18 protein-coding genes are annotated in these 21,599 nt (G+C 53.6%); 10 read left to right on the top strand and 8 right to left on the bottom strand.

Annotated elements, in window-relative coordinates; all coding sequences use genetic code 11:
• Positions 1–7 precede the first annotated feature (7 nt).
• From IMQ33_RS23255 to IMQ33_RS23230, 6 genes are all read right to left on the bottom strand, one after another.
• On the bottom strand, positions 8–346 hold the full coding sequence (locus tag IMQ33_RS23255; protein ID WP_021180176.1) for a cytochrome o ubiquinol oxidase subunit IV: 339 nt from the start codon (positions 344–346) through the stop codon (positions 8–10).
• Positions 347–961 (bottom strand): cytochrome o ubiquinol oxidase subunit III, encoded by a 615-nt coding sequence (locus tag IMQ33_RS23250; RefSeq protein ID WP_024483940.1) that lies wholly within the window; start codon positions 959–961, stop codon positions 347–349.
• Positions 951–2,942 (bottom strand): cytochrome o ubiquinol oxidase subunit I, encoded by a 1,992-nt coding sequence (gene cyoB, locus IMQ33_RS23245; RefSeq protein WP_098928423.1) that lies wholly within the window; start codon positions 2,940–2,942, stop codon positions 951–953. The genes IMQ33_RS23250 and cyoB overlap by 11 nt, the downstream gene beginning before the upstream one ends.
• Positions 2,943–2,946: 4 nt before the next feature.
• Positions 2,947–3,900: a cytochrome o ubiquinol oxidase subunit II gene (gene cyoA, locus IMQ33_RS23240; RefSeq protein ID WP_098928421.1), complete on the bottom strand. Its 954-nt coding sequence runs from the start codon at positions 3,898–3,900 to the stop codon at positions 2,947–2,949.
• Between the two features lie 445 nt (positions 3,901–4,345).
• Positions 4,346–5,824, bottom strand: coding sequence for a muropeptide MFS transporter AmpG (ampG, locus tag IMQ33_RS23235; RefSeq protein ID WP_161713404.1), 1,479 nt, complete (start codon positions 5,822–5,824; stop codon positions 4,346–4,348).
• Between the two features lie 53 nt (positions 5,825–5,877).
• The gene (locus IMQ33_RS23230) at positions 5,878–6,456 is read right to left on the bottom strand and encodes a lipoprotein (protein ID WP_021180171.1); all 579 of its coding nucleotides are present in this window, start codon (positions 6,454–6,456) and stop codon (positions 5,878–5,880) included.
• Positions 6,457–6,809: 353 nt separating this feature from the next.
• Here IMQ33_RS23230 and bolA point away from each other — a divergent pair, with 353 nt between their 5' ends.
• The 9 genes from bolA (at position 6,810) to IMQ33_RS23185 (ending at position 17,652) form a co-directional block, all read left to right on the top strand.
• Positions 6,810–7,124, top strand: coding sequence for a transcriptional regulator BolA (gene bolA / locus IMQ33_RS23225; protein WP_021805484.1), 315 nt, complete (start codon positions 6,810–6,812; stop codon positions 7,122–7,124).
• A gap of 364 nt (positions 7,125–7,488) precedes the next feature.
• Positions 7,489–8,793, top strand: coding sequence for a trigger factor (gene tig / locus IMQ33_RS23220; protein WP_024528379.1), 1,305 nt, complete (start codon positions 7,489–7,491; stop codon positions 8,791–8,793).
• A gap of 421 nt (positions 8,794–9,214) precedes the next feature.
• Positions 9,215–9,838 (top strand): ATP-dependent Clp endopeptidase proteolytic subunit ClpP, encoded by a 624-nt coding sequence (clpP, locus tag IMQ33_RS23215; RefSeq protein ID WP_021180167.1) that lies wholly within the window; start codon positions 9,215–9,217, stop codon positions 9,836–9,838.
• A gap of 207 nt (positions 9,839–10,045) precedes the next feature.
• On the top strand, positions 10,046–11,317 hold the full coding sequence (gene clpX / locus IMQ33_RS23210; RefSeq protein WP_021180166.1) for an ATP-dependent protease ATP-binding subunit ClpX: 1,272 nt from the start codon (positions 10,046–10,048) through the stop codon (positions 11,315–11,317).
• Positions 11,318–11,510: 193 nt separating this feature from the next.
• The gene (gene lon, locus IMQ33_RS23205) at positions 11,511–13,865 is read left to right on the top strand and encodes an endopeptidase La (protein WP_021805482.1); all 2,355 of its coding nucleotides are present in this window, start codon (positions 11,511–11,513) and stop codon (positions 13,863–13,865) included.
• A gap of 217 nt (positions 13,866–14,082) precedes the next feature.
• The gene (hupB, locus tag IMQ33_RS23200) at positions 14,083–14,355 is read left to right on the top strand and encodes a nucleoid-associated protein HU-beta (RefSeq protein ID WP_004954599.1); all 273 of its coding nucleotides are present in this window, start codon (positions 14,083–14,085) and stop codon (positions 14,353–14,355) included.
• 170 nt (positions 14,356–14,525) lie between these two features.
• Positions 14,526–16,406 carry a peptidylprolyl isomerase gene (gene ppiD, locus IMQ33_RS23195; protein WP_065683928.1) on the top strand — a complete coding sequence of 627 codons (1,881 nt, stop codon included), beginning with the start codon at positions 14,526–14,528 and terminating at the stop codon, positions 16,404–16,406.
• A 258-nt stretch (positions 16,407–16,664) separates the two neighbouring features.
• Positions 16,665–17,042, top strand: coding sequence for a ComEA family DNA-binding protein (locus IMQ33_RS23190; protein ID WP_065683929.1), 378 nt, complete (start codon positions 16,665–16,667; stop codon positions 17,040–17,042).
• 196 nt (positions 17,043–17,238) lie between these two features.
• A complete protein-coding gene (locus IMQ33_RS23185) occupies positions 17,239–17,652 on the top strand; it encodes a thioesterase family protein (protein ID WP_024483947.1) in 414 nt (137 codons plus the stop codon).
• 389 nt (positions 17,653–18,041) lie between these two features.
• Here the strand turns inward: IMQ33_RS23185 and queC are convergent, their stop codons facing one another.
• A complete protein-coding gene (gene queC / locus IMQ33_RS23180; RefSeq protein ID WP_196062920.1) occupies positions 18,042–18,740 on the bottom strand; it encodes a 7-cyano-7-deazaguanine synthase QueC in 699 nt (232 codons plus the stop codon).
• Positions 18,741–18,904: 164 nt separating this feature from the next.
• A complete protein-coding gene (locus tag IMQ33_RS23175; RefSeq protein ID WP_196062919.1) occupies positions 18,905–20,611 on the bottom strand; it encodes an SgrR family transcriptional regulator in 1,707 nt (568 codons plus the stop codon).
• 132 nt (positions 20,612–20,743) lie between these two features.
• On the opposite strand from IMQ33_RS23175, the gene cof reads away from it, so the two are divergent.
• Entirely contained in the window at positions 20,744–21,565 is an 822-nt protein-coding gene (gene cof, locus IMQ33_RS23170; protein WP_196062918.1) for an HMP-PP phosphatase, read from the top strand.
• The last annotated feature ends 34 nt before the right edge of the window (positions 21,566–21,599 follow it).

Below are 21,599 nucleotides of genomic sequence, written 5' to 3'. Positions count from 1 at the left end.
TCTGCTCTTAATCGACCATCATGTTGATGTTGAGGTTGTACATAATCCAGAGTGAACCCACAACAACGATACCGATGATCATAACGGTGAACAGCAATGCCACCAGGTTCCAGCGCTCTTCCGATGAGGTGTTCATATGCAGGAAGTAAACCAGGTGAACGATCACCTGGATAACCGCCATGCCGACCACGACCGCCAGGATGGTGGAGTGAGAGGCGCTGCCGCTCATCACCATCGCAAATGGAATTACCGTCAGGATGACCGACAGGATAAAGCCGGTCAGATATGACTTCACGCTACCGTGGCTTGCGCCGCCGTGAGAGGTATCATGGGATGAATGGCTCATTTACATTACCCCCAGCAGGTAGACAACGGTAAATACGCAGATCCAGACCACGTCCAGGAAGTGCCAGAACAGGCTCAGACACATCAGACGGGTTTTATTGGTTGGGTTCAGGCCACGCTTGCTCACCTGAATCATCATAATGATGATCCAGATCAGACCGGTGGTTACGTGCAGACCGTGAGTACCTACCAGCGCAAAGAAGCTGGAGAGGAACGCACTGCGGTCTGGGCCGTAACCTTCGGCGATCAGGTGATGGAATTCATAGATCTCCATCGCCACGAAGCCGACGCCAAACAGGAAGGTCAGGAACAGCCAGGTGTTAACGCTGCTTACCTTACCCTTGTTCATGCCGATCATCGCCATACCGTAGGTGATGGAGCTGAACAGCAGGAGGAAAGTTTCAACCAGTACAAAATTCAGGTCGAAGATATCTTTCCCAGTGGGACCGCCCGCGGTCCCGTTCACCAGTACTGCATAGGTTGCGAACAAGCTCGCAAACAAAATACAGTCGCTCATCAGGTAAACCCAGAATCCGAAGACCTTGGTTTCTCCTGCGTCGTGGTGCCCATGCTCGGCATGGGCTGCGCTATGGTTGGTCAGAGTATCAGTTGACATGTTTCACGCCTGCTTTGCTGATTTGTTCATAGTGTTGGTTTTCAATGCGCTCGATCTCATCAACCGGCACATAGTAATCAACATCTTCATCGAAGCTCTTGACGATCCAGGTCACGATCATGCCGACGAAGCCAGCAATCGCCATCCACCAGATATCCCAGATCATCGCGAAACCAAATACCAGGCTGAAGCCAGCAATAATCACACCGGCGCCGGTATTCTTCGGCATATGAATCGGCTCGTATTTCGCGGGTTTCTTATAGGCTTCACCTTTTTCTTTCATGTCCCAGAACGCATCACGATCGTGAATTTCTGGCACTACGGCAAAGTTATAGAACGGAGGTGGTGAAGATGTTGACCACTCCAGCGTACGTGCACCCCACGGGTCACCGGTCAGATCGCGATTCTGCTCGCGGTCGCGGATACTGACGTAGATCTGAATCAATTGGCACAGGATACCGCAGGCAATCAGTGCTGCACCGCCAGCCGCAACTAGCAGCAACGTGTGGAACTCAGGGTCGATATTCTGACTGATACGACGGGTCATCCCCATGAAGCCCAATACGTACAGCGGCATAAAGGCGACGAAGAAACCGATGATCCAGAACCAGAATGCGCGGATACCCCAGGTCTCATTCAGACGGAAGCCAAAGGCTTTAGGGAACCAGTAGGTCAGGCCAGCGAAGCAACCGAACACCACACCACCGATAATCACGTTATGGAAGTGGGCAATCAGGAACAGGCTGTTGTGCAGCACGAAGTTGGCACCCGGTACCGCCAGCAGTACGCCGGTCATCCCACCGATGGAGAAGGTGATGATGAAGCCCACGGTCCATAGCATTGGCGAGGTGAACTGAATACGGCCCTGATACATGGTGAACAACCAGTTGAAGATTTTCACCCCGGTCGGGATGGAAATGATCATCGTGGCAATCCCGAAGAAGGCGTTAACGTTGGCACCGGACCCCATGGTAAAGAAGTGGTGCAGCCAAACGATAAACGACAGAACGGTGATCGCAATGGTTGCCCATACCAGTGAGGTATAGCCGAACAGACGCTTCTTCGAGAAGGTGGCGGTGACTTCAGAGAACACACCGAACACCGGCAGAACCAGGATATACACCTCTGGGTGACCCCAGGCCCAAATCAGGTTGATGTACATCATCATGTTGCCGCCCATATCATTGGTAAAGAAATGGGTACCCAGATAGCGATCCAGGGTCAGCAACGCGATGGTTACGGTCAGAATTGGGAAGGAGACGATGATCAGCACGTTGGTACACAGTGCTGCCCAGGTGAATACCGGCATCTTCATCATCGGCATGCCAGGGGCACGCATCTTCAGGATGGTGGCGAAGAAGTTCACACCGGTCAACAGGGTACCCAGACCGGAAATCTGCAGACTCCAGATCCAGTAATCGACCCCGACGCCAGGGCTGTATTCCTTACCCGACAACGGTGGGTAGGCCAACCAGCCGGTTTGTGCGAATTCACCGACACCCAGCGAGATGTTGATCAAGACGACGCCGACCACGAAGAACCAGAAGCTCAGGGAGTTCAGGAACGGGAAGGCAACGTCGCGGGCACCGATTTGCAACGGAACCACCACGTTCATCAGGCCCACCACGAAAGGCATCGCCATGAAGAAGATCATGATGACGCCGTGCGCGGTAAAGATCTGATCGTAGTGGTGCGGCGGCAGGAATCCGGCCTCACCGGCAGACGCAAGCGCCTGCTGGCTACGCATCATGATGGCATCAGCAAAACCACGCAGCAGCATAACAATTGCCACGATGATGTACATGATACCGATTTTTTTATGGTCGACAGAAGTCAGCCATTCGCTCCACAGCCACTTCCATTTGCCGAGATAGGTGATCAGCGCCAGCAGCGCCAAGCCACCAACGATAATGGCAGCAACGGTGACCATGACAATAGGTTCATGAATCGGAACCGCATCAAGTGTTAATTTTCCCAACATCTGTTTATTCCTCGGCTCCGGCGTGAGCATGTTCGCCCATGTCCATACCCTGGCTCATGTCCATGCCCTGGTGCGCCGAAGCTTCTGCGCCCTTGTGCATGTGCATATCACCCATGAATTTGCCAATAGTCTCTTTGAACAAATTCGGTTTGACACTGGAGAAGTACTCAACCGGGTTGTTTTCACTCGGCTCGGCCAGTTTGTTAAAGTCGCTGGTGGTGTCAAGGGTATTAGGAGACCCCTTCACTTTGTTAACCCATTGATCGAAGTCGCCTTCGGTCGGAGTAACAATCGCAGTGAATTTCATGCCGGAGAAACCCGCACCGCTGTAACCACTGGAAATGCCTTTATACTGCCCAGACTCGTTACCGATCAGGTGCAGTTTGGTCTGCATCCCGGCCATCGCATAAATCTGCCCACCTAACTGAGGAATAAAGAACGAGTTCATTACCGAGTTAGAGGTGACTTTGAATTCGACGGGAACATCTTTCGGGAAAGCCAACTCATTAACGGTCGCGATACCCTGCTCAGGGTAGATGAACAGCCATTTCCAGTCTAACGACACCACTTCGATGGTCATTGGCTTTTTGTCGGCGACAATCGGCTTGAATGGATCCAGCGCGTGGGTTGTTTTCCAGGTTATGGTGCCAAGGATGGCGATGATAATGATTGGAATGGTCCAGACGACCGCTTCAATCTTGTTGGAGTGTGACCAATTCGGACTGTACTTGGCGCTCTTGTTGGAAGCACGATACTTCCAGGCAAAGGCAAATGCCATGAAGATCACTGGCACCACAACGATCAGCATCAAGCCGATTGCCGTGAGGATCAGTCTTCGTTGCTCAACACCTATTGCTCCTTTGGGATCCATCAACACCATATCGCAACCGCTTAGCATAACGGTGGCGACAATTAAGGATAACATCCCAATACTTTTATTGTATTTCTTAAGTCTCATCTAACGACCCCAATTACCAAGGCTCTATATTGTCGTTTCATGTGTGCGGGCATTTTACGGGAAGGTTGCAGTACTGTAAACATACTTAAGAGAGTGTCAGCGGCTTGTTGACACTTTCTGTTAAGGGGGTCACACATGTAACGTTAGGTGACAATTTACTAATGGCAACAACGCGTTGGCGAGCTGAATCGTTCCGGGGGGATGCTATGTCATGGAAAACCAAGGGTATGTCAGGATATCGCGTCAGCGGTGGCGATGTTTGAATAGGCGCAAAAAGGTTTATTTAATGTAAAATTTTTGTTTTGTTGAGGTGAATTAAAATCTATTTCCGAGCGTTTTACTCGGGTAAAAAAATAGCTTTGGTAAAAATATTAAATTTTTAACGAAATAAATTCGTTTTTCTGATGCTTTTTTGTTGGCCGAATTTTATCGGCCAACAAAAAAATCATGCTAATTGCGTTCGGCGCAACGCCAGGTAGTCCAACAGGCTGCCCATGATAATCCCCACCAGGCTCAGCATGGCACCGGTTTGCAGCAGCTGCACAGCAAGGTCGGGCCAGTTGGTCCAATTCAGCGCATTGGCGATCAGCAACAGCAGCCATACGCCTAGCAGCGAGCATCCGACGCCTAACAGACGCAATGCCCAGCGATAGGCGGCACGAAACTCAGTGCGTGGCATAAAGTTGTCGGTACGTTGCGTGTACTCCAGCGTCTGGCGGCAGATTAACAGCAGCAGCAGGCCTGGAACCGCCGCCGCGATGGAGAAGAGATAAAACAGTGGCCAGCCATGGGCGGTCACGAACCAACCGGCAATCGGCCCGACGTAAACACGGCCAACGGCGGAGAGCGCCGAGAGCAGGGCAAACTGGGTGGCGGAGAAGGATTTGTTGCACAGGGTCATCAGCAGGGCGACAAAGGCTGCGGTGCCCATGCCGCCACACAGGTTTTCCAGGAAAATGGCGCTGCCCATCGTCAGGATGTTTTTAGCGGTGATCGCCAACAGCCAGTAACCGATGTTGGATACCGCCTGCAAAATGCCGAACAGCATCAGCGCCCGGAACAGGCTGAGACGTTGCATCAAGACGCCGCCGAACAGGGCCCCAACGATGGTGGCAAACAGACCGAGGGTTTTATTCACCAGGCCGACCTCGCCAGCATCGAAGCCGACGCCGCGGATCAGAAAGGTGGTGCTCAAACTCCCGGCAAAAGCGTCACCCATCTTATACATCACGATCAGCAACAGGATCAGCCAGGCATTGTTACGGGCGAAGAAGTCACGCAGTGGAGCGACTACCGCCATCTCGAGGGTGCGCGGCGCAGGAATGCTGTCGTCCGGTTCCGGTGCCATCAGCGTAGCGGCTACGCCAATTAGCATCAGCCCGGCCATTAGCCAGTAAGTCGCCTGCCAACCGAAATAGCGATCGGCCAGCCACAGGGCCAACCCGCCGGAGACCAGCATCGCCAGGCGATAACCCAGTACTGACACTGCGGCCCCGGTTCCGCGTTCTTCGGCCGCCAGCAAATCGGTTTTGTAGGCGTCAAAAACAATATCCTGTGAGGCAGAACAGAATGCCACCACCACCGCCAGCGTGGCCAGCCACCATAGATGCTGTGACGGATTCATAAACCCCATCGCCACGATGGCCACTACCAGCAGCAACTGGCTGATCAACAGCCAGCCACGCCGCCGCCCGAGGAACGGGGGAGTGTAGCGATCCATAAACGGAGACCAGAGGAACTTGAATACGTAGGCCTGACCCACCAGCGAGAAAATACCAATGGTTTTCAGATCGAGGCCTTCGACGGTCATCCAGGCTTGCAACGTGCCGGAGGTCAATGCCAGCGGCAGCCCCGAGGCAAAGCCCAACACCAACAGGATGACGGAATTACGCTGGGTAAAAATATTCAGATACTGTTTCGACATGAGATCCCGATCTGCGCTGCTCTGTTAACCGAGCAGCGCGAGGCATTGCCTGATTAACGTGCGTTTTGCTTGATAAAGTCGTTGACGCTGGTGTCTTGAGCCATATCGGCGATGACGTCACCCAGCACGGTGTTGACCGCATCGGTGATTTTTTCATTGCTGGCGGTGAAGGCACCCTGCACGTTATAGGTAGAACGGTAGTTCTTCACCTGCTTGTTGCCGTTTTTGGCCTGCGCGATGATTGAAATATCCGCTTTGGTGGTGATGTTGTAGCGCAGGTTGCCTTGGGAAACGTCGGCAAACAGCGTATTGACCACGATCTGCAAATCAACCGCACCTGATGGCCCAATCATATAGCCACGCGCGCCCATTTGCTTTTCCAGCACTTCTTGTAGCAGGAAGCGCAGATCACGTGATGGGGTCAGGGTGATCAGTTGGCCGTCACGGTTCACTTTTGCCAGTGCCTGATCGGGGCGTTGGTCTGCACCGTTAATGCTGATGGTGATCCCTTGCAGGGTGGGATCCTGCTGTGGCAACACGATCTTCGGGGTTACGTTCAGGGTATTGGTGCTGGTGGCACAGCCAGCCAGCAGCAGTGCAGCCAGCAGCGGAAGACAAAGTTTTTTTAACATTATGACTGTCTCATCAATCGTGGTTTTATACCCGGTGCTGTTCAAGCCCGCGGGCAGGGTTGTGGGTGCTTGATAATCAAAGCGCTAGAGTCAACGATAAATTGCCGCCATCATAGCATTGCCAACAACGGGGGGAAGTGTTGAAGGTGGCCGTGACGTAAATTTTTCCTCAACCAGGATAAAAACAGGCTTTTTCGCGAGGCTCAATCGGATAAACCTCAACTGAGCCACTTTTATTGATGAATTTTTCGGCATTGAGTCGTGTGATTTACGATAGCCATGTTCTGGCGGGGGCAAAACCGACTAATATTAAAGTAGAACCTGGTAGCCTGCCGGTGTTGTAAGGAGATCCTATGATCCGCGAGCAAATAGAAGCAAAGTTAAGGGCGGCGTTTGAACCCGCGTATCTGGAAGTGACTGATGAGAGCTATCGGCATAACGTTCCTGCTGGATCCGAAAGTCATTTCAAAGTGGTGTTGGTGAGCGACCGCTTTGTCGGCGAACGGTTCCTGACCCGGCATCGCTCCATTTATGGCGTGTTAGCGGAAGAGCTGGAAAACGGCGTACACGCGCTGGCATTGCATACCTATACCCTGAAAGAGTGGGAAGGGCTGCAGGATACGGTGCCGGCTTCGCCACCTTGTCGTGGGGCGGGCACATTGGCTTAATACCTAAAATTTACGGTATCAGTGGAACTTTTACCCGTATTTAAGGTATTACTACTGACGAATTTTGCAACGGCCTACGGGCCGTTGCTGTTTTTGACGACGACAAAGCCGAAGGCGTTTGCAGCTCTGATGGCCATGGCATTAAGGTATTTGGGCGAAAAATCGGCAAAAGTGTGATTTTTAACGCGCCAGTGCTGCCTTGCCATCCTCGACTAGCTACGCTTGCGCCGCTATAATGTCGCGTCTATTTTTTCCGGAATGGTTTCGGAACGCTCTCGACATCAGGGAACTCGGTTTTTAATGTAGCCGTCCTGGTTCTTGGAACGGAGTTGACCGAGCACTGTGATTTTTTTGAGGTAACAAGATGCAAGTTTCAGTAGAAACCACTCAAGGCCTTGGGCGCCGTCTCTCTATTACTGTACCCGCTGATGTTATCAATCAGGCAGTAAAGAAAGAGCTGATCAACGCAGCTAAAAGCGTACGTATCGACGGTTTCCGTAAAGGCAAAGTGCCGATGAACATCGTCGAACAGCGTTATGGCGCCTCCGTCCGTCAGGACGTGCTGGGCGATCTGATGCAGCGCAACTTTGTTGACGCGATCATCAAAGAGAAAATCAACCCGGCCGGTGCACCAAACTACGTACCGGGCGAGTATAAAGAAGGCGAAGATTTCGCTTTCACCGTGGAGTTCGAAGTCTATCCAGAAGTTGAGCTGAAAGGCCTGGAAAGCATCGAGGTTGAAAAACCTGTGGTTGAAGTTAACGACGCCGATGTTGATACCATGCTGGAAACTCTGCGTAAGCAGCAGGCGACCTGGAAAGACACCGACGGCGCAGCCACTGCTGAAGACCGCGTGACCGTTGACTTCACCGGCTCTATCGACGGTGAAGAGTTTGAAGGCGGTAAAGCCGCTGATTTCGTTCTGGCTATGGGCCAGGGCCGCATGATCCCAGGCTTCGAAGAAGGTCTGGTGGGTCATAAAGCCGGTGAAGAGTTCACCATCGACGTCAACTTCCCAGAAGATTACCACGCAGAAAACCTGAAAGGGAAAGCAGCCAAGTTCGCTATCGTGCTGAAGAAAGTTGAACAGCGCGAGCTGCCAGAACTGACCGAAGAGTTCATCAAGCGTTTCGGCGTGGCTGATGGTTCTCTCGCCGGTCTGCGTACCGAAGTGCGTAAAAACATGGAGCGCGAACTGAAAGGCGCCGTGCGTAACCGCATCAAGACTCAGGCTATCGACGGTCTGGTCAACGCTAACGAAATCGACGTGCCAGCGGCATTGATCGACGGCGAAGTCGACGTTCTGCGTCGTCAGGCTGCACAGCGTTTTGGTGGCAACGAGAAGCAAGCGTTGGAACTGCCACGCGAACTGTTCGAAGAGCAAGCCAAACGTCGCGTTGTGGTCGGTCTGCTGTTGGGCGAAGTGATCAGCACCAACGATCTGAAAGCCGATGAAGATCGCGTTAAGACCCTGATCGAAGAAATGGCTTCCGCCTACGAAGATCCGAGCGAAGTTGTTGAGTTCTACAGCAAAAACAAAGAGCTGATGAACAACATGCGTAACGTTGCTCTGGAAGAACAAGCGGTAGAAGCCCTGCTGGCTAAAGCGAAAGTGACTGAAAAAGCCACTACCTTCAGCGAGTTGATGAACCAGACTCAACAAGCGTAATGCTGGTTGATGCCAGGAGCGACCTGATGGCAGGTCCATTGCCGTAGCTGGGAGTTCCTTACAAGGCCCGTAACTTTGGTTACGGGCTTTTCTTTTGCCACGTGACTGATTAATCTCGGCTTAACTGTGGCAATATGCACTATATTTATTGGGTCGAGGATGAATGGCGGCGGCGGAAGGCCAGTGGTTGTGACCTTGCCTGCCACACAGGGATGTTGGTGAAATTGTTCACCGGGCTTGAAATTCGCTCTGTGACCCCCCAATTCCTACAACAGTATGGGCCGCTTTATCCGCCTGGCGGAATGATAGCGCCGTCAAATCAGTGTGGAGCCTGTCGATGGCTTGAACGTAGTCATGATGGCCGTTCTCAAGTAGAATCGACAGACAATGGCGCCAAGGCAATTTCTATTAGGAGACGGTAATGTCATACAGTGGCGAACGAGACCAATTTGCACCTAACATGGCACTGGTGCCGATGGTGGTAGAGCAGACTTCGCGCGGGGAGCGTTCTTACGATATTTATTCCCGCCTGCTGAAAGAGCGCATTATCTTCCTGACCGGCCAGGTTGAAGATCATATGGCTAATCTGATCGTGGCGCAGATGTTGTTCCTCGAGGCAGAAAGCCCAGAAAAAGATATTTTCCTGTATATCAACTCGCCGGGCGGCGTGATCACGGCTGGTATGTCAATCTATGACACCATGCAGTTTATCAAACCGGACGTCAGCACCATCTGTATGGGGCAGGCGTGTTCCATGGGGTCGTTCCTGCTGACGGCAGGCACCAAGGGCAAGCGTTTCTGCCTGCCAAACTCCAGAGTGATGATCCACCAGCCGCTGGGCGGCTACCAGGGCCAGGCAACGGATATTGAAATCCATGCGCGTGAGATCCTGAAGGTGAAGGCTCGCATGAATGAGTTGATGGCACAGCATACCGGCCAATCGCTGGAACAGATCGAACGTGATACCGAACGTGACCGCTTCATGACCGCGGAAGAATCGGTAGAATACGGTCTGGTCGACAGCATTCTGACGCACCGCAGCTAAAACTATACCCAAAGGGTCGCAAGCTGTAGTGCGTACCTGCAGCCTGAAGGGGTACGGGTAGCGCGCGGCTTGCGGGCCGATAGGCTATAGTATTCAGAGCGGGCCTGGCTCGCTTTAAACAGCGTTATCGGCGTTCCCGGTATAAAGTTTGGGCGCATTGTCGCCGCGTAATGGTGCGGGACAAAGACAAAAGAAGAGGTTTGACTCATGACAGATAAGCGCAAAGACGGTTCAGGAAAGCTGCTGTACTGCTCTTTCTGCGGCAAAAGCCAGCATGAAGTGCGTAAGCTGATTGCCGGTCCGTCAGTGTATATCTGCGATGAATGTGTTGATCTGTGTAACGACATTATTCGCGAAGAGATTAAAGAGGTTGCGCCGCATCGCGAGCGTAATTCATTGCCGACACCGCACGAAATTCGTCACCACCTGGATGATTATGTTATCGGTCAGGAACAGGCGAAAAAAGTGCTGGCGGTGGCGGTCTATAACCACTACAAACGCCTGCGTAACGGCGATACCAGCAATGGCATCGAACTGGGTAAAAGCAATATTTTGCTGATCGGCCCAACCGGTAGCGGCAAAACCTTGCTGGCAGAAACGCTGGCACGTTTCCTGGATGTGCCGTTCACCATGGCCGATGCCACAACGTTGACCGAAGCCGGTTACGTCGGTGAGGACGTGGAAAACATCATCCAGAAACTGTTGCAGAAATGCGACTACGACGTGCAAAAAGCCCAGCGCGGCATCGTCTATATCGATGAAATTGATAAAATTTCACGTAAGTCAGACAACCCGTCCATCACCCGTGACGTTTCGGGCGAAGGCGTGCAGCAGGCGTTGCTGAAGCTGATCGAAGGCACGATTGCGGCGGTTCCACCACAGGGTGGACGTAAACATCCGCAGCAGGAATTCCTGCAGGTGGACACCTCCAAGATCCTGTTTATCTGTGGCGGTGCGTTTGCCGGCCTGGATAAGGTGATTGGCCAGCGCGTTAACACCGGTTCCGGTATTGGTTTTGGTGCCACGGTGAAGGGTGAATCTGAAAAAGCCACCGAAGGCGAACTGCTGTTGCAGGCAGAGCCGGAAGACTTGATCAAATTTGGTCTGATCCCGGAGTTCATCGGTCGTCTGCCGGTGGTTGCCACCCTCAGCGAACTGAGTGAAGAAGCACTGATCCAGATCCTGAAAGAGCCGAAAAACGCCCTGACCAAGCAGTATCAGGCGTTGTTCAATCTGGAAGGGGTAGATCTGGAATTCCGTGAGGAAGCGCTGAATGCCATCGCCAAGAAGGCCATGACGCGTAAGACCGGTGCCCGTGGCCTGCGTTCGATTGTAGAAGGCGCGCTGCTGGACACCATGTACGATCTGCCGTCGCTTGAAAGCGTAGATAAAGTGGTGATCGACGAATCGGTGATCGCTGGCCAATCCAAGCCGTTATTGATTTACGGCAAACCGGAAGCGCAGGCTTCTGGCGAATAATTAGCCAGTCAAACCAGAAAGTTAATCGTAAAAGGGGGATTTTATCCCCCTTTTCTTTTTCTCGACATTGTTACCGTTGAATGTCAGAGATTCATCCCCATATACTCATAATCCAGATTTTGTGAAACGTTTGATGCTTGCGTCTCATGAGATCCCCCTAATCCTGGCGGAAATTAAACTAAGAGAGAGCTCTATGAACCCTGAGCGTTCCGAACGCATTGAAATCCCCGTGTTGCCATTGCGCGACGTGGTGGTTTATCCGCACATGGTGATCCCGTTGTTTGTTGGCCGGGAAAAATCGATTCGGTGCCTCGAAGCCGCAATGGATCACGATAAAAAGATCATGCTGGTGGCGCAGAAAGAGGCCTCGACGGATGAACCTGGCATTAACGATCTGTTCTCGGTAGGTACCGTTGCATCGATTTTACAGATGCTGAAACTGCCGGACGGCACGGTCAAGGTGCTGGTCGAAGGTTTGCAGCGTGCGCGTATTACCACGCTTTCCGACAGCGGCGAACACTTCGCTGCCCAGGCTGAATATCTTGAATCACCGGCTATCGACGAGCGTGAGCAGGAAGTCCTGGTGCGCACGGCGATCAATCAGTTTGAAGGCTACATCAAACTGAACAAAAAAATTCCACCGGAGGTGCTGACTTCGTTGAACAGCATCGACGACGCTGCACGCCTGGCGGACACCATCGCCGCGCATATGCCGCTGAAGCTCAGCGACAAGCAGTCGGTGCTGGAGATGTTCGATATCACCGAGCGTCTTGAGTACCTGATGGCGATGATGGAGTCGGAGATCGACCTGCTGCAGGTTGAGAAGCGCATCCGTAACCGCGTCAAGAAACAGATGGAAAAGAGCCAGCGCGAGTACTATCTGAATGAGCAGATGAAGGCGATTCAGAAAGAACTGGGCGAGATGGACGACACGCCGGATGAACACGAGGCGTTGAAGCGCAAGATTGAAGCGGCCAAAATGCCGAAAGAAGCGCGTGAGAAAACCGAAGCGGAACTGCAAAAGCTGAAAATGATGTCGCCGATGTCTGCGGAAGCAACCGTAGTGCGTGGCTATATCGATTGGATGATCCAGGTGCCGTGGAATGCGCGTAGCAAGGTGAAAAAAGACCTGCTCAAGGCGCAGGAAGTGCTCGATACCGATCACTACGGCCTGGAACGCGTCAAAGACCGCATCCTTGAGTATCTTGCAGTGCAGAGCCGCGTCAGCAAAATCAAGGGCCCAATTCTGTGCCTGGTGGGGCCTCCTGGCGTGGGTAAAACCTCGCTGGGGCAGTCGATCGCTCGTGCGACCGGCCGCCAATATGTCCGTATGGCGCTGGGCGGCGTACGTGACGAAGCGGAGATTCGCGGGCACCGCCGGACTTACATCGGCTCCATGCCGGGTAAACTGATCCAGAAAATGGCCAAGGTTGGGGTGAAAAACCCGCTGTTCTTGCTCGATGAGATCGACAAGATGTCATCCGACATGCGTGGCGATCCGGCTTCAGCCCTGCTGGAAGTGCTGGATCCGGAACAGAACGTGGCGTTTAACGATCACTATCTGGAAGTGGATTACGATCTGTCCGACGTGATGTTCGTGGCGACCTCGAACTCGATGAACATCCCGGCACCGTTGCTGGACCGTATGGAAGTGATCCGTCTTTCCGGCTACACCGAAGACGAAAAGCTGAACATCGCCAAACAGCACCTGTTGCCAAAGCAGCTTGAACGCAACGCGTTGAAGAAAGGCGAACTGACGGTGGATGACAGTGCCATTATCGGCATTATCCGTTATTACACCCGTGAAGCCGGGGTGCGTAGCCTGGAGCGTGAAATTTCCAAGCTGTGCCGTAAAGCGGTCAAGTCGCTGCTGATGGACAAGAAGCTCAAGCACATCGAGATCAACGGCGAGAACCTCAAGGACTATCTGGGCGTTCAGCGTGTTGATTACGGCCGTGCAGACACCGAAAACCGCGTAGGCCAGGTAACCGGGCTGGCGTGGACGGAAGTGGGCGGCGATCTGCTGACCATTGAAACCGCCTGCGTACCGGGCAAAGGCAAGCTGACCTACACCGGTTCTTTGGGTGAAGTGATGCAGGAGTCGATCCAGGCCGCGCTGACCGTAGTACGTGCACGTGCAGAGAAGTTGGGCATCAACGCCGATTTCTATGAAAAACGTGATATCCACGTCCACGTGCCGGAAGGGGCGACGCCGAAAGACGGCCCAAGTGCCGGTATCGCCATGTGTACCGCGCTGGTTTCCTGCCTGACAGGCAACCCGGTGCGTGCCGATGTGGCAATGACCGGTGAGATCACCTTGCGTGGTCATGTGTTGCCGATTGGTGGTCTGAAAGAGAAGCTGCTGGCGGCACACCGTGGCGGTATCAAAACCGTGCTGATCCCTTACGAGAACAAGCGCGATTTGGAAGAGATCCCGGACAACGTCATTGCCGATCTGGAGATCCACCCGGTACAGCGAATCGATGAAGTTTTGAACATTGCACTGGTCAATCCGGCCTTCGGCGCACAGCCCGTAGCGGTAAAATAGTGACGTATAGCAAAAACCATTGATAAAACTCATGCTGGCAAGCCAATTCGGACTTGCCAGTATTTTTTTGTGCCGCTAAGTTAGATCCCTGTCGGCTCGCGTTTCGTCGCCGTTTGGTGGCTTGCCAAGGCACGACGGGATTGATATAACAGCAGCGCTGTCGTAACCGTAGGGATTTTTTCGGTGCGACGTTTTGAATTCTAGAGGGGATGATAGAGTGAATAAGTCACAACTGATCGACAAAATTGCCGCGGGTGCTGATATTTCTAAAGCGGCAGCAGGGCGTGCTTTGGACGCAATTATTGCTTCCGTTACCGATTCCTTGAAAGAAGGGGATGACGTGGCTCTGGTTGGTTTCGGTTCTTTCACCGTGCGTGAGCGTTCAGCTCGTACCGGCCGTAACCCGCAAACGGGTAAAGAGATCAAAATCGCGGCAGCCAAAGTTCCGGCTTTCCGTGCAGGGAAAGCCCTGAAAGACGCAGTAAACTGATTACGGCGTTTAATCGCATCGCGTCGCCGGTAAACAATCACCTGACGCAGCGGTATTGGTAAGGTAAGATATAAGGCGCATCAGGTTGATGCGCTTTTTTTATTTTTGTCGCAGGGAACGCGCCTGCACAAGGGTTGTTAATCCACATCACAGCGGAGTGTTGTCACACTATGATGGACAATTTACGCGCGGCTGCTAATCACGTCGTGCTAAAAATCATCCTGGGGCTGATTATCTTGTCATTTCTTTTGACTGGAGTAGTCAGCTATCAGGGAAGTGCCGGCGATTACGCTGCGAAAGTAAATGGCCAGGTGATCGAACGCGCCCAGCTGGAACAGGCTTTCCAGAGTGAACGTAGCCGTATGCAGCAGGAACTGGGTGACCGTTTCTCTGCCATGGCTGGCAACGAAGGTTACATGCAGCAGATGCGCCAGCAGGTGCTGTCTCAACTGATCGACAAGTCGCTGCTGGACCAGTACGCGAAGACGCTGGGCCTGAGTGCCAGTGACGATCAGGTGAAAGAGGCCATCCGTCAAGAAGCCTATTTCCAGACGGACGGCAAGTTCGACAATGCCAAATATCTCGACCTGATTACCCGTTCGGGCTTTAGCGCAGATCAATATGCGCAATACACGCGCCAGCGGTTAATCAACCAGCAGATGATCCAGGGCTTCGGCGGCTCCGACATCGTCCCACCAAGCGAAGCAGAGTCTATGGTTGCCCTGGTTCTGCAAGAGCGCGATGTGCGCTTGGCGACGATCGATCTCAATGCCATGATGGCCAAGCAAACCGTCACCGACGAAGAGCTGAAGACCTTCTTCGAGCAGAACAAAAACAGCTTCATCGCACCAGAGAAGGTGAAAGTGAGCTTTATCCCGCTGGATGCCGCGGCATTGCAGGATAAAGTGACCGTTACCGAAGCGGATATCAGCGCCTATTACGATGGGCACCAGAGCAGCTTTGGCCAGCCGGAACGCAAAAAATTCAGCGTGATCCAGCTGAAAACCGAAGCGGATGCCAAAGCGGTATTGGAAGAGCTGAAAAACGGTGGTGATTTCGCTGCATTGGCGAAAGAGAAATCTACTGACATCATCTCGCGCCGTACCGGTGGCGAAATGGACTGGATGGAGCCAGATACCACGGCAGACGAACTGAAACAGGCTAACCTGACCGAGAAAGGCCAACTTTCTGGCGTAGTGAAGTCTTCAGTGGGTTATCTGATCGTGCGTCTGGACGATATCAAGCCTGCGCTGGTGAAGCCATTGAGCGAAGTGCATGATGCTATCGCCAAGCAGATCAAGCAGGAAAAAGCGGTAGATGCCTACTATGCGCTGCAGCAGAAAGTCAGCGAAGCGGCGACCAGCGATAACGAGTCCCTGGCCTCAGCGGAAGAAGCTGCGGGTATCAAGGCGGCTAACACCGAATGGTTTACCCGTGACTCTGTTCCTGCTGCGTTGAACTTCAAGCCGGTTGTGCAAGCCATCTTCGATGGTTCGCTGATTGGCGAGAACGGCGCACCAGGCAGCAACTCTGACGTCATCACCGTTGACGGTGACCGCGCGTTCGTGATCCGCGTTGTGGCCCATCAGCCGGAAGGGATTGAACCTTTCGACAAGGTGAAAGATCGCGTAACCGCGATGGTCAAACACAACAAGGCACTGCAAGAAGCCAAACTGCAGGGTGAAAAACTGCTGGTTGAGTTGAAGCAGGGCAAAGGCGATGAGGCGATGAAAGCCGCAGGTCTGAGCTTCGGCAGCGTACAGAAAATGGCGCGCGCCCCGGAAGACAGCCAACTGGTGGAAGCCGTATTCGCACTGCCGCACCCGGAAGCCGGTAAAGTGGTTTACGGTATGTCACAGGATGCTCAAGGGAACGTGGTATTGATCGCCCTGGATAGCGTTAAGCCAGGTACGTTGCCAGCAGACGAAATGAAAACCTTCGTCAGCAACATGGAGAAAGGAAGCGCTAGCGTGACCTTCGATGCCTTGCTGACTAACCTGCGCAAAGAAGCCAAGATCAAAATGGGTGCCGCTGAGCAGCAACAGCCGTAACTTGTCCCCTATGGATTTCAAGTGACAAGCTTGTTCATCCCCAGGAGCTTACTTTTCGTCAGTGACTGGGGTGGGCAAGTGCAGGTAACAACGCTGCAGCTTGAAAGACGACGGGGATTCGCACCGCATTTTTTTGCAACAGCTTGAAAGACTCAAAGGCCGCTTTCGCGGCCTTTTCCACATTTAAACTCTGCCAATTGCCGATCTTCCGCCGCTGCTGCAAGGTAACCAAGCTGTCAAACACAAGGAGGATACAGCATGCAACTTAGCGAAAATAAAGCCATTGTCCGTTTTACCGTTATCCGCCAGCTACTCTTGGCGGCGGCGCTGTTTGGCCTGATAGGGAGCTCGGCCATTGCCGCAGAGAAACCCTCTCAGGGGCAACCACAGGCCGCTGCGGTATCGCCTAAGGTCAGCTCTGAAGCGCAAAGCGAGGGGGAAGCCAAGGTCAGTATTAACCAGGCAGATGCAGAGGCGCTAGCCACCGTGTTGAACGGCGTGGGGCTGAAAAAGGCAGAGGCCATAGTGCGCTACCGCGAACAGAACGGGCCGTTCAGCGAAATAGACCAGCTACAGGAGGTGCCGGGTATCGGCCCCTCCTTGGTGGAAAGAAATCGTGATCGACTGAAAATGTGATCCCGCTCGCGGCTGCGTGGCAAAGTGGCCTCGCAGCCGCGCTGCTCTGCTACATTTTACAGGTCATACCAGTCATCCATCGCAAACTCTTTGCCCAAGCCCTGCGGAAAAGCCTGCGGCCAGCAAGGAGGGATATCACTGAACGGGTATGCCGGTATTAATTCGTTATCACCAGAGCAGGAGCGGTTGTTTCACTATGCAGACTTATATCAAAGTTCGTGGCTATCATCTTGATGTCTATCAACACGTTAATAATGCTCGATATCTGGAATTCCTGGAGGAAGCGCGCTGGGAGTGGCTGGAGGATCTGGATGCTTTCCACTGGATGACGCAAAACAACATCGCGTTTATCGTGGTGAACATCAATATCAATTATCGTAAGCCTGCCGTATTAGGGGATAAGCTGCGTATCGATAGCCAGATGTTGCAACTCAATGGCAAGAGCGGCGTGCTGAGCCAGCAGGTATTGCTGGAGCCTGAGGGGACCGTGGTCGCCGACGCGACGCTGACCTTTGTCTGTATTGATTTGAAAACCCAGCGGGCACTGCCGATTGAAGGCGCATTGCGTGAACACCTGGTGGCACTACAGCAGAAAGATGCTGAGGCCTGATTAAGCATCGTGCTCGTCATGGCCCCTCACCCTAGCCCTCTCCCACAAGGAGAGGGGACCGAACGTGCCAGTGGTTATTTCTTTCACGACCTGCCCATCGGTAAATGAAAGGGTCGGTGCTACAGGTATATCTCAGTACCTGATGACAACACCGTATCAACTCATATAAGGGATGACTCTTGCCTGGATGGCAACACCGTATCGACTCATGGAAGGGATGGCTCTTGCCTGGATGACAACATCGTATCAACTCATGGAAGGGATGACTCTTGCCTGGATGACAACGGCGTACCAGCTCCCTCTCCCTGTGGGAGAGGGTTGGGGTGAGGGGACTCAACGATGGCTTAATCTGACTTATTGAGCGGCATTGCAGCCGCCTATGAATTGGCTTAAGCCAAGCCGGTTTTCCGCTTCAGGCTGGCCATCACGCCGACCTTGTCCTGTTGATACTGCTGCAACCCGTTGGCGCGCAGGTGGCAGGCCGCACATTCACCGCAGCCGTCGCCTTGAACGCCGTTATAACAGGTGAGCGTCTCATGGCGGATGCGTTCCAACTGCTGGTAATAGTCCGCCAGCGCCCAGGTTTCAGCCTTGTTGAGCCACATCAGCGGGGTTTCAAAGCGAATATCACGGGCAATCCCCAGTACGATGGCCTGATTCAAGGCTTTGACAAACTCGTCGCGGCAATCCGGATAGCCCGAGAAATCGGTCTCGCACACGCCGGTGATCACGGCTTCGGCTTCCACCTGGTAGGCATAAATCGCCGCCAGGGTGAGGAACAGGATGTTGCGCCCCGGCACAAAGGTGCTTGGCAAGGCATCGGTCTGTGAGCTGTCGTAGGCGGGGACTGGAATGTTATCGCGAGTCAGGCTGCTGATGGCCAGCTCATTGAGCAATCCAACGTCCAAAACCTTGTGCGCCTTGGCTCCCAGAGTTTGGCATAAGGCCTGGGCCACCTCGATTTCGGCGCGATGACGCTGGCCGTAATCGAACGTGATGCAGTGAACTTCATCATACTGTTGCAATGCCTGGATCAAGCAGGTCGTGGAGTCTTGTCCACCGCTAAAAACGACGACTGCGCGTTTCATAAATCTACCTTCTGGCTATGGCCATTCCCGATGCACATTCGGGCGGCCGGTTTATGCCCTTTGCTGCCAGGCTACAGCTTGACTGGCCAGAGCCTGGCACTATTGGGCTTCATAACACACATGCGGGGATGCTATCAGAAATGTTCGCCACAGCGTAGGGTAACCTAATCATCCAGCGGCGGTGGAAGCCAAGCCTGGCAAAAATCAAACCAGCCGTAGGCGGTGAGCATCACACCATGTATGCGGGGAGGGGCACTGACCTGATACTGATAGTTGAATAGGGGGGTGAGGATCGCGGCCCCCATCAACTGTTGATAATACGCTTTTAGCTGGCTGAAGCGCTGCTGCGGTGCAGGGCATTGCTGGATCTGTTGCAGGGTCCGCTGTTGGTGCTGCCAATCCTCTTCTCGCAAAATTCCTTGCCACAGCAAATCGCGACGTAGCCAGCTTTCCAACGTCGCTTCCGGAGCTTCACCAATCAGGTTATCGGCCAGCAACAGATCGGCTTGGGTTATCTGCTCGGTACTTTGCCAACGTTTGCCGGAATAATAGCGGATCTCTAATTGGCAGCCATGTTCCGCCAGCAATTGTTGCAAAGCCTGAGTTACGCTCTCTAGTTCGATCGGTGGATGGTACAACAGCGTCAACTGAGGTGGCAGTTCAACGTCCTGCAGTACGTCATGCTCAGGGATCGCCCAGCCCGGCAGCATTTCATGGCTTGGCATGATCACGCCCTGCTGGATGGGTAAACTGGCCAGCAGGCCGGAACGCTGGATCAGCATCAGCAGCTTTTGCCCTTGGGCCTCACTCAGTACGCCACGGCGCTGGTTAATCGCCAGATAGCACCACCCTTGGCTCATACTGCGTTGTACCGGCCGCGCCTGTGCCAGTTCTTCCTGCTTGCCGATGGTGATACGTACCGGGTGCTGGCAGCTGGTATCGGTACTGCGGGTTGGTAACTCGGGCGTGATCCAATATTCGATGCTTTCCAGATAAGGATGTTGCAGATGGTAGTAAGGATGCTGTTCCAGCCGCACCATATGCGGCTCGTTTAGTGCCAGCTTAAAGGGACCTGCGCCGAGGGTCGGTAACTCCGGATGCGTCATCAGGCAGGGCAGTTCTGCCAGCCGGTGCGCCAGCCAATAATCGGGCATTTGCAGATCGAACTGGACGCAGAGCGCATGCGGCAGGCTGATTGCTGCCACGCTGCTCAATAATGGCTGACTGCGCGGATGGTGTTGCAGGGCGTTGAGGGTTTGCAATAGCTGTTGGCCCGTCAAGGCCTCGCCGTTATGCCATCGCAGCTGGCTGCGCAGAAAGAACTGCCAGCGCAGGCCGTCTTCGCTAATCTGCCAGTGATGGGCCAGATCGGGCTGCGGCTCGGGGCAACCGGTATTGAAGCGCGTCAAACCGGCATAAACGGTCGCGACCAGATGCTGTTCCGCACGGCCGCTTAGCGTCAACGGATCTAGCTTTTCCAACGTGCGATAATAAGGGATACGCAGCGTAGGGCTGCCTTCCTGCCATTGGCCACCGAGGTGTGGGCTCAGCAATTCTTGCAGATGCTGTGGCGCCAACTGCGCCATTTCCAAGGCTCCCTGATGATCGCCCAGTTGCAGTAAACGTTGGAGATGCGCAGTCCGCAGTTCATCGGGGGTTTTCAGGCACTGCAACTGCGCGCGTTTCCCCCTCCCGGCCTGTGATTGCCAACTTAACCAACCTTGTTGCTGCAACTGCTGCACCAGAGTGCGTGCATGCCGCTCGCTGCAATAGAAGATCGCAGCTAATTCACCGATCGTGATCGCCACCGGCGCGCTGCCGAGCTGGTGGTACAAACGTTGATACTGACCGAGGCGATGAACCAGGCGCATAGCGGTATCCTAAATGTTGCAAGCGATGAAAGATAAATCAGGAAGTGTTTAGGCAAATTGTTCACTATTACTTCCGCAAATACCACCCCATACTGCGGTGATTGCCATTGTGCTCACATTTACGAGGTTCCTATGTATCGCCTGGCCGCTTTCGATATGGACGGCACCCTGCTGACTCCCGATCACCGTGTCGGGCCGGAAACGCTGAGTGCGTTAAGGCAGCTTATCGACAGGGAGATGGTGGTGACCTTTGCCACTGGGCGGCATTACCTTGATGCTCAGCCGATCATGGCGCAACTGGGTTTACAAGGTTATCTGATCACCGGTAATGGCACTCGCGTCTATGACCAGCAAGGGCAGCAACTGCATGCTACCGACTTACCGGCGGAGATTGCCGAAGAAGTGTTGCACACCCACTGGCGTACCTCTGCCAGCATGCACGTGTTTCGTGATGAAGGTTGGTTGACCGAAACTGCGGTGCCGGAAATGCTGGCTGCACATCATCTCAGCGGCTTTCATTTCCAACTCGCCGAGTTGCGCCGTCTGCCTGCGCTTGGCAACAGCAAGGTCTGTTTCTGTGCCCCCCATGAAGAACTGGTCAAACTGCAGGCACAGTTGAGTGAGCATTTTGGCACCCGTGCCGATCTGTGCTTCTCGGCCTATGATTGCCTCGAAGTGCTGCCAAAGGGCTGCAACAAGGGGGCAGCATTGGATAGGCTGAGCCGCCATCTGGGGCTGACGTTGGCTGATTGTATGGCCTTTGGCGATGCGATGAATGATAAGGAAATGCTCGCGGGAGTAGGGCACGGCGTGGTGATGGGCAATGCCCTGCCACAGTTGAAATCGTTACTGCCCCAACTACAGGTTATTGGCCACTGCGAACAGCAGGCGGTGGCTCACTATTTACAACATTGGCTGCGTTCACCACACCTCACCTATTCCCCCGAATTCTGAGGTATTAGCATTACAGCCGGCCGGGTATGACTAC

It is taken from the genome of Serratia sp. Res13-Sevr-LER1-36-b, assembly GCF_015673035.1.
Taxonomy (GTDB): Bacteria; Pseudomonadota; Gammaproteobacteria; order Enterobacterales; family Enterobacteriaceae; genus Chania; species Chania fonticola_C.
This window is presented reverse-complemented; position numbering and strand designations above follow the sequence as displayed.

Bases quoted from the DNA above. Each gene is read 5' to 3' on its own strand.
- IMQ33_RS23255 (WP_021180176.1), bottom strand. From the start codon at position 346: ATGAGCCATTCATCCCATGATACCTCTCACGGCGGCGCAAGCCACGGT.
- IMQ33_RS23250 (WP_024483940.1), bottom strand. From the start codon at position 961: ATGTCAACTGATACTCTGACCAACCATAGCGCAGCCCATGCCGAGCAT.
- cyoB (WP_098928423.1), bottom strand. From the start codon at position 2,942: ATGTTGGGAAAATTAACACTTGATGCGGTTCCGATTCATGAACCTATT.
- cyoA (WP_098928421.1), bottom strand. From the start codon at position 3,900: ATGAGACTTAAGAAATACAATAAAAGTATTGGGATGTTATCCTTAATT.
- ampG (WP_161713404.1), bottom strand. From the start codon at position 5,824: ATGTCGAAACAGTATCTGAATATTTTTACCCAGCGTAATTCCGTCATC.
- IMQ33_RS23230 (WP_021180171.1), bottom strand. From the start codon at position 6,456: ATGTTAAAAAAACTTTGTCTTCCGCTGCTGGCTGCACTGCTGCTGGCT.
- bolA (WP_021805484.1), top strand. From the start codon at position 6,810: ATGATCCGCGAGCAAATAGAAGCAAAGTTAAGGGCGGCGTTTGAACCC.
- tig (WP_024528379.1), top strand. From the start codon at position 7,489: ATGCAAGTTTCAGTAGAAACCACTCAAGGCCTTGGGCGCCGTCTCTCT.
- clpP (WP_021180167.1), top strand. From the start codon at position 9,215: ATGTCATACAGTGGCGAACGAGACCAATTTGCACCTAACATGGCACTG.
- clpX (WP_021180166.1), top strand. From the start codon at position 10,046: ATGACAGATAAGCGCAAAGACGGTTCAGGAAAGCTGCTGTACTGCTCT.
- lon (WP_021805482.1), top strand. From the start codon at position 11,511: ATGAACCCTGAGCGTTCCGAACGCATTGAAATCCCCGTGTTGCCATTG.
- ppiD (WP_065683928.1), top strand. From the start codon at position 14,526: ATGATGGACAATTTACGCGCGGCTGCTAATCACGTCGTGCTAAAAATC.
- IMQ33_RS23190 (WP_065683929.1), top strand. From the start codon at position 16,665: ATGCAACTTAGCGAAAATAAAGCCATTGTCCGTTTTACCGTTATCCGC.
- IMQ33_RS23185 (WP_024483947.1), top strand. From the start codon at position 17,239: ATGCAGACTTATATCAAAGTTCGTGGCTATCATCTTGATGTCTATCAA.
- queC (WP_196062920.1), bottom strand. From the start codon at position 18,740: ATGAAACGCGCAGTCGTCGTTTTTAGCGGTGGACAAGACTCCACGACC.
- IMQ33_RS23175 (WP_196062919.1), bottom strand. From the start codon at position 20,611: ATGCGCCTGGTTCATCGCCTCGGTCAGTATCAACGTTTGTACCACCAG.
- cof (WP_196062918.1), top strand. From the start codon at position 20,744: ATGTATCGCCTGGCCGCTTTCGATATGGACGGCACCCTGCTGACTCCC.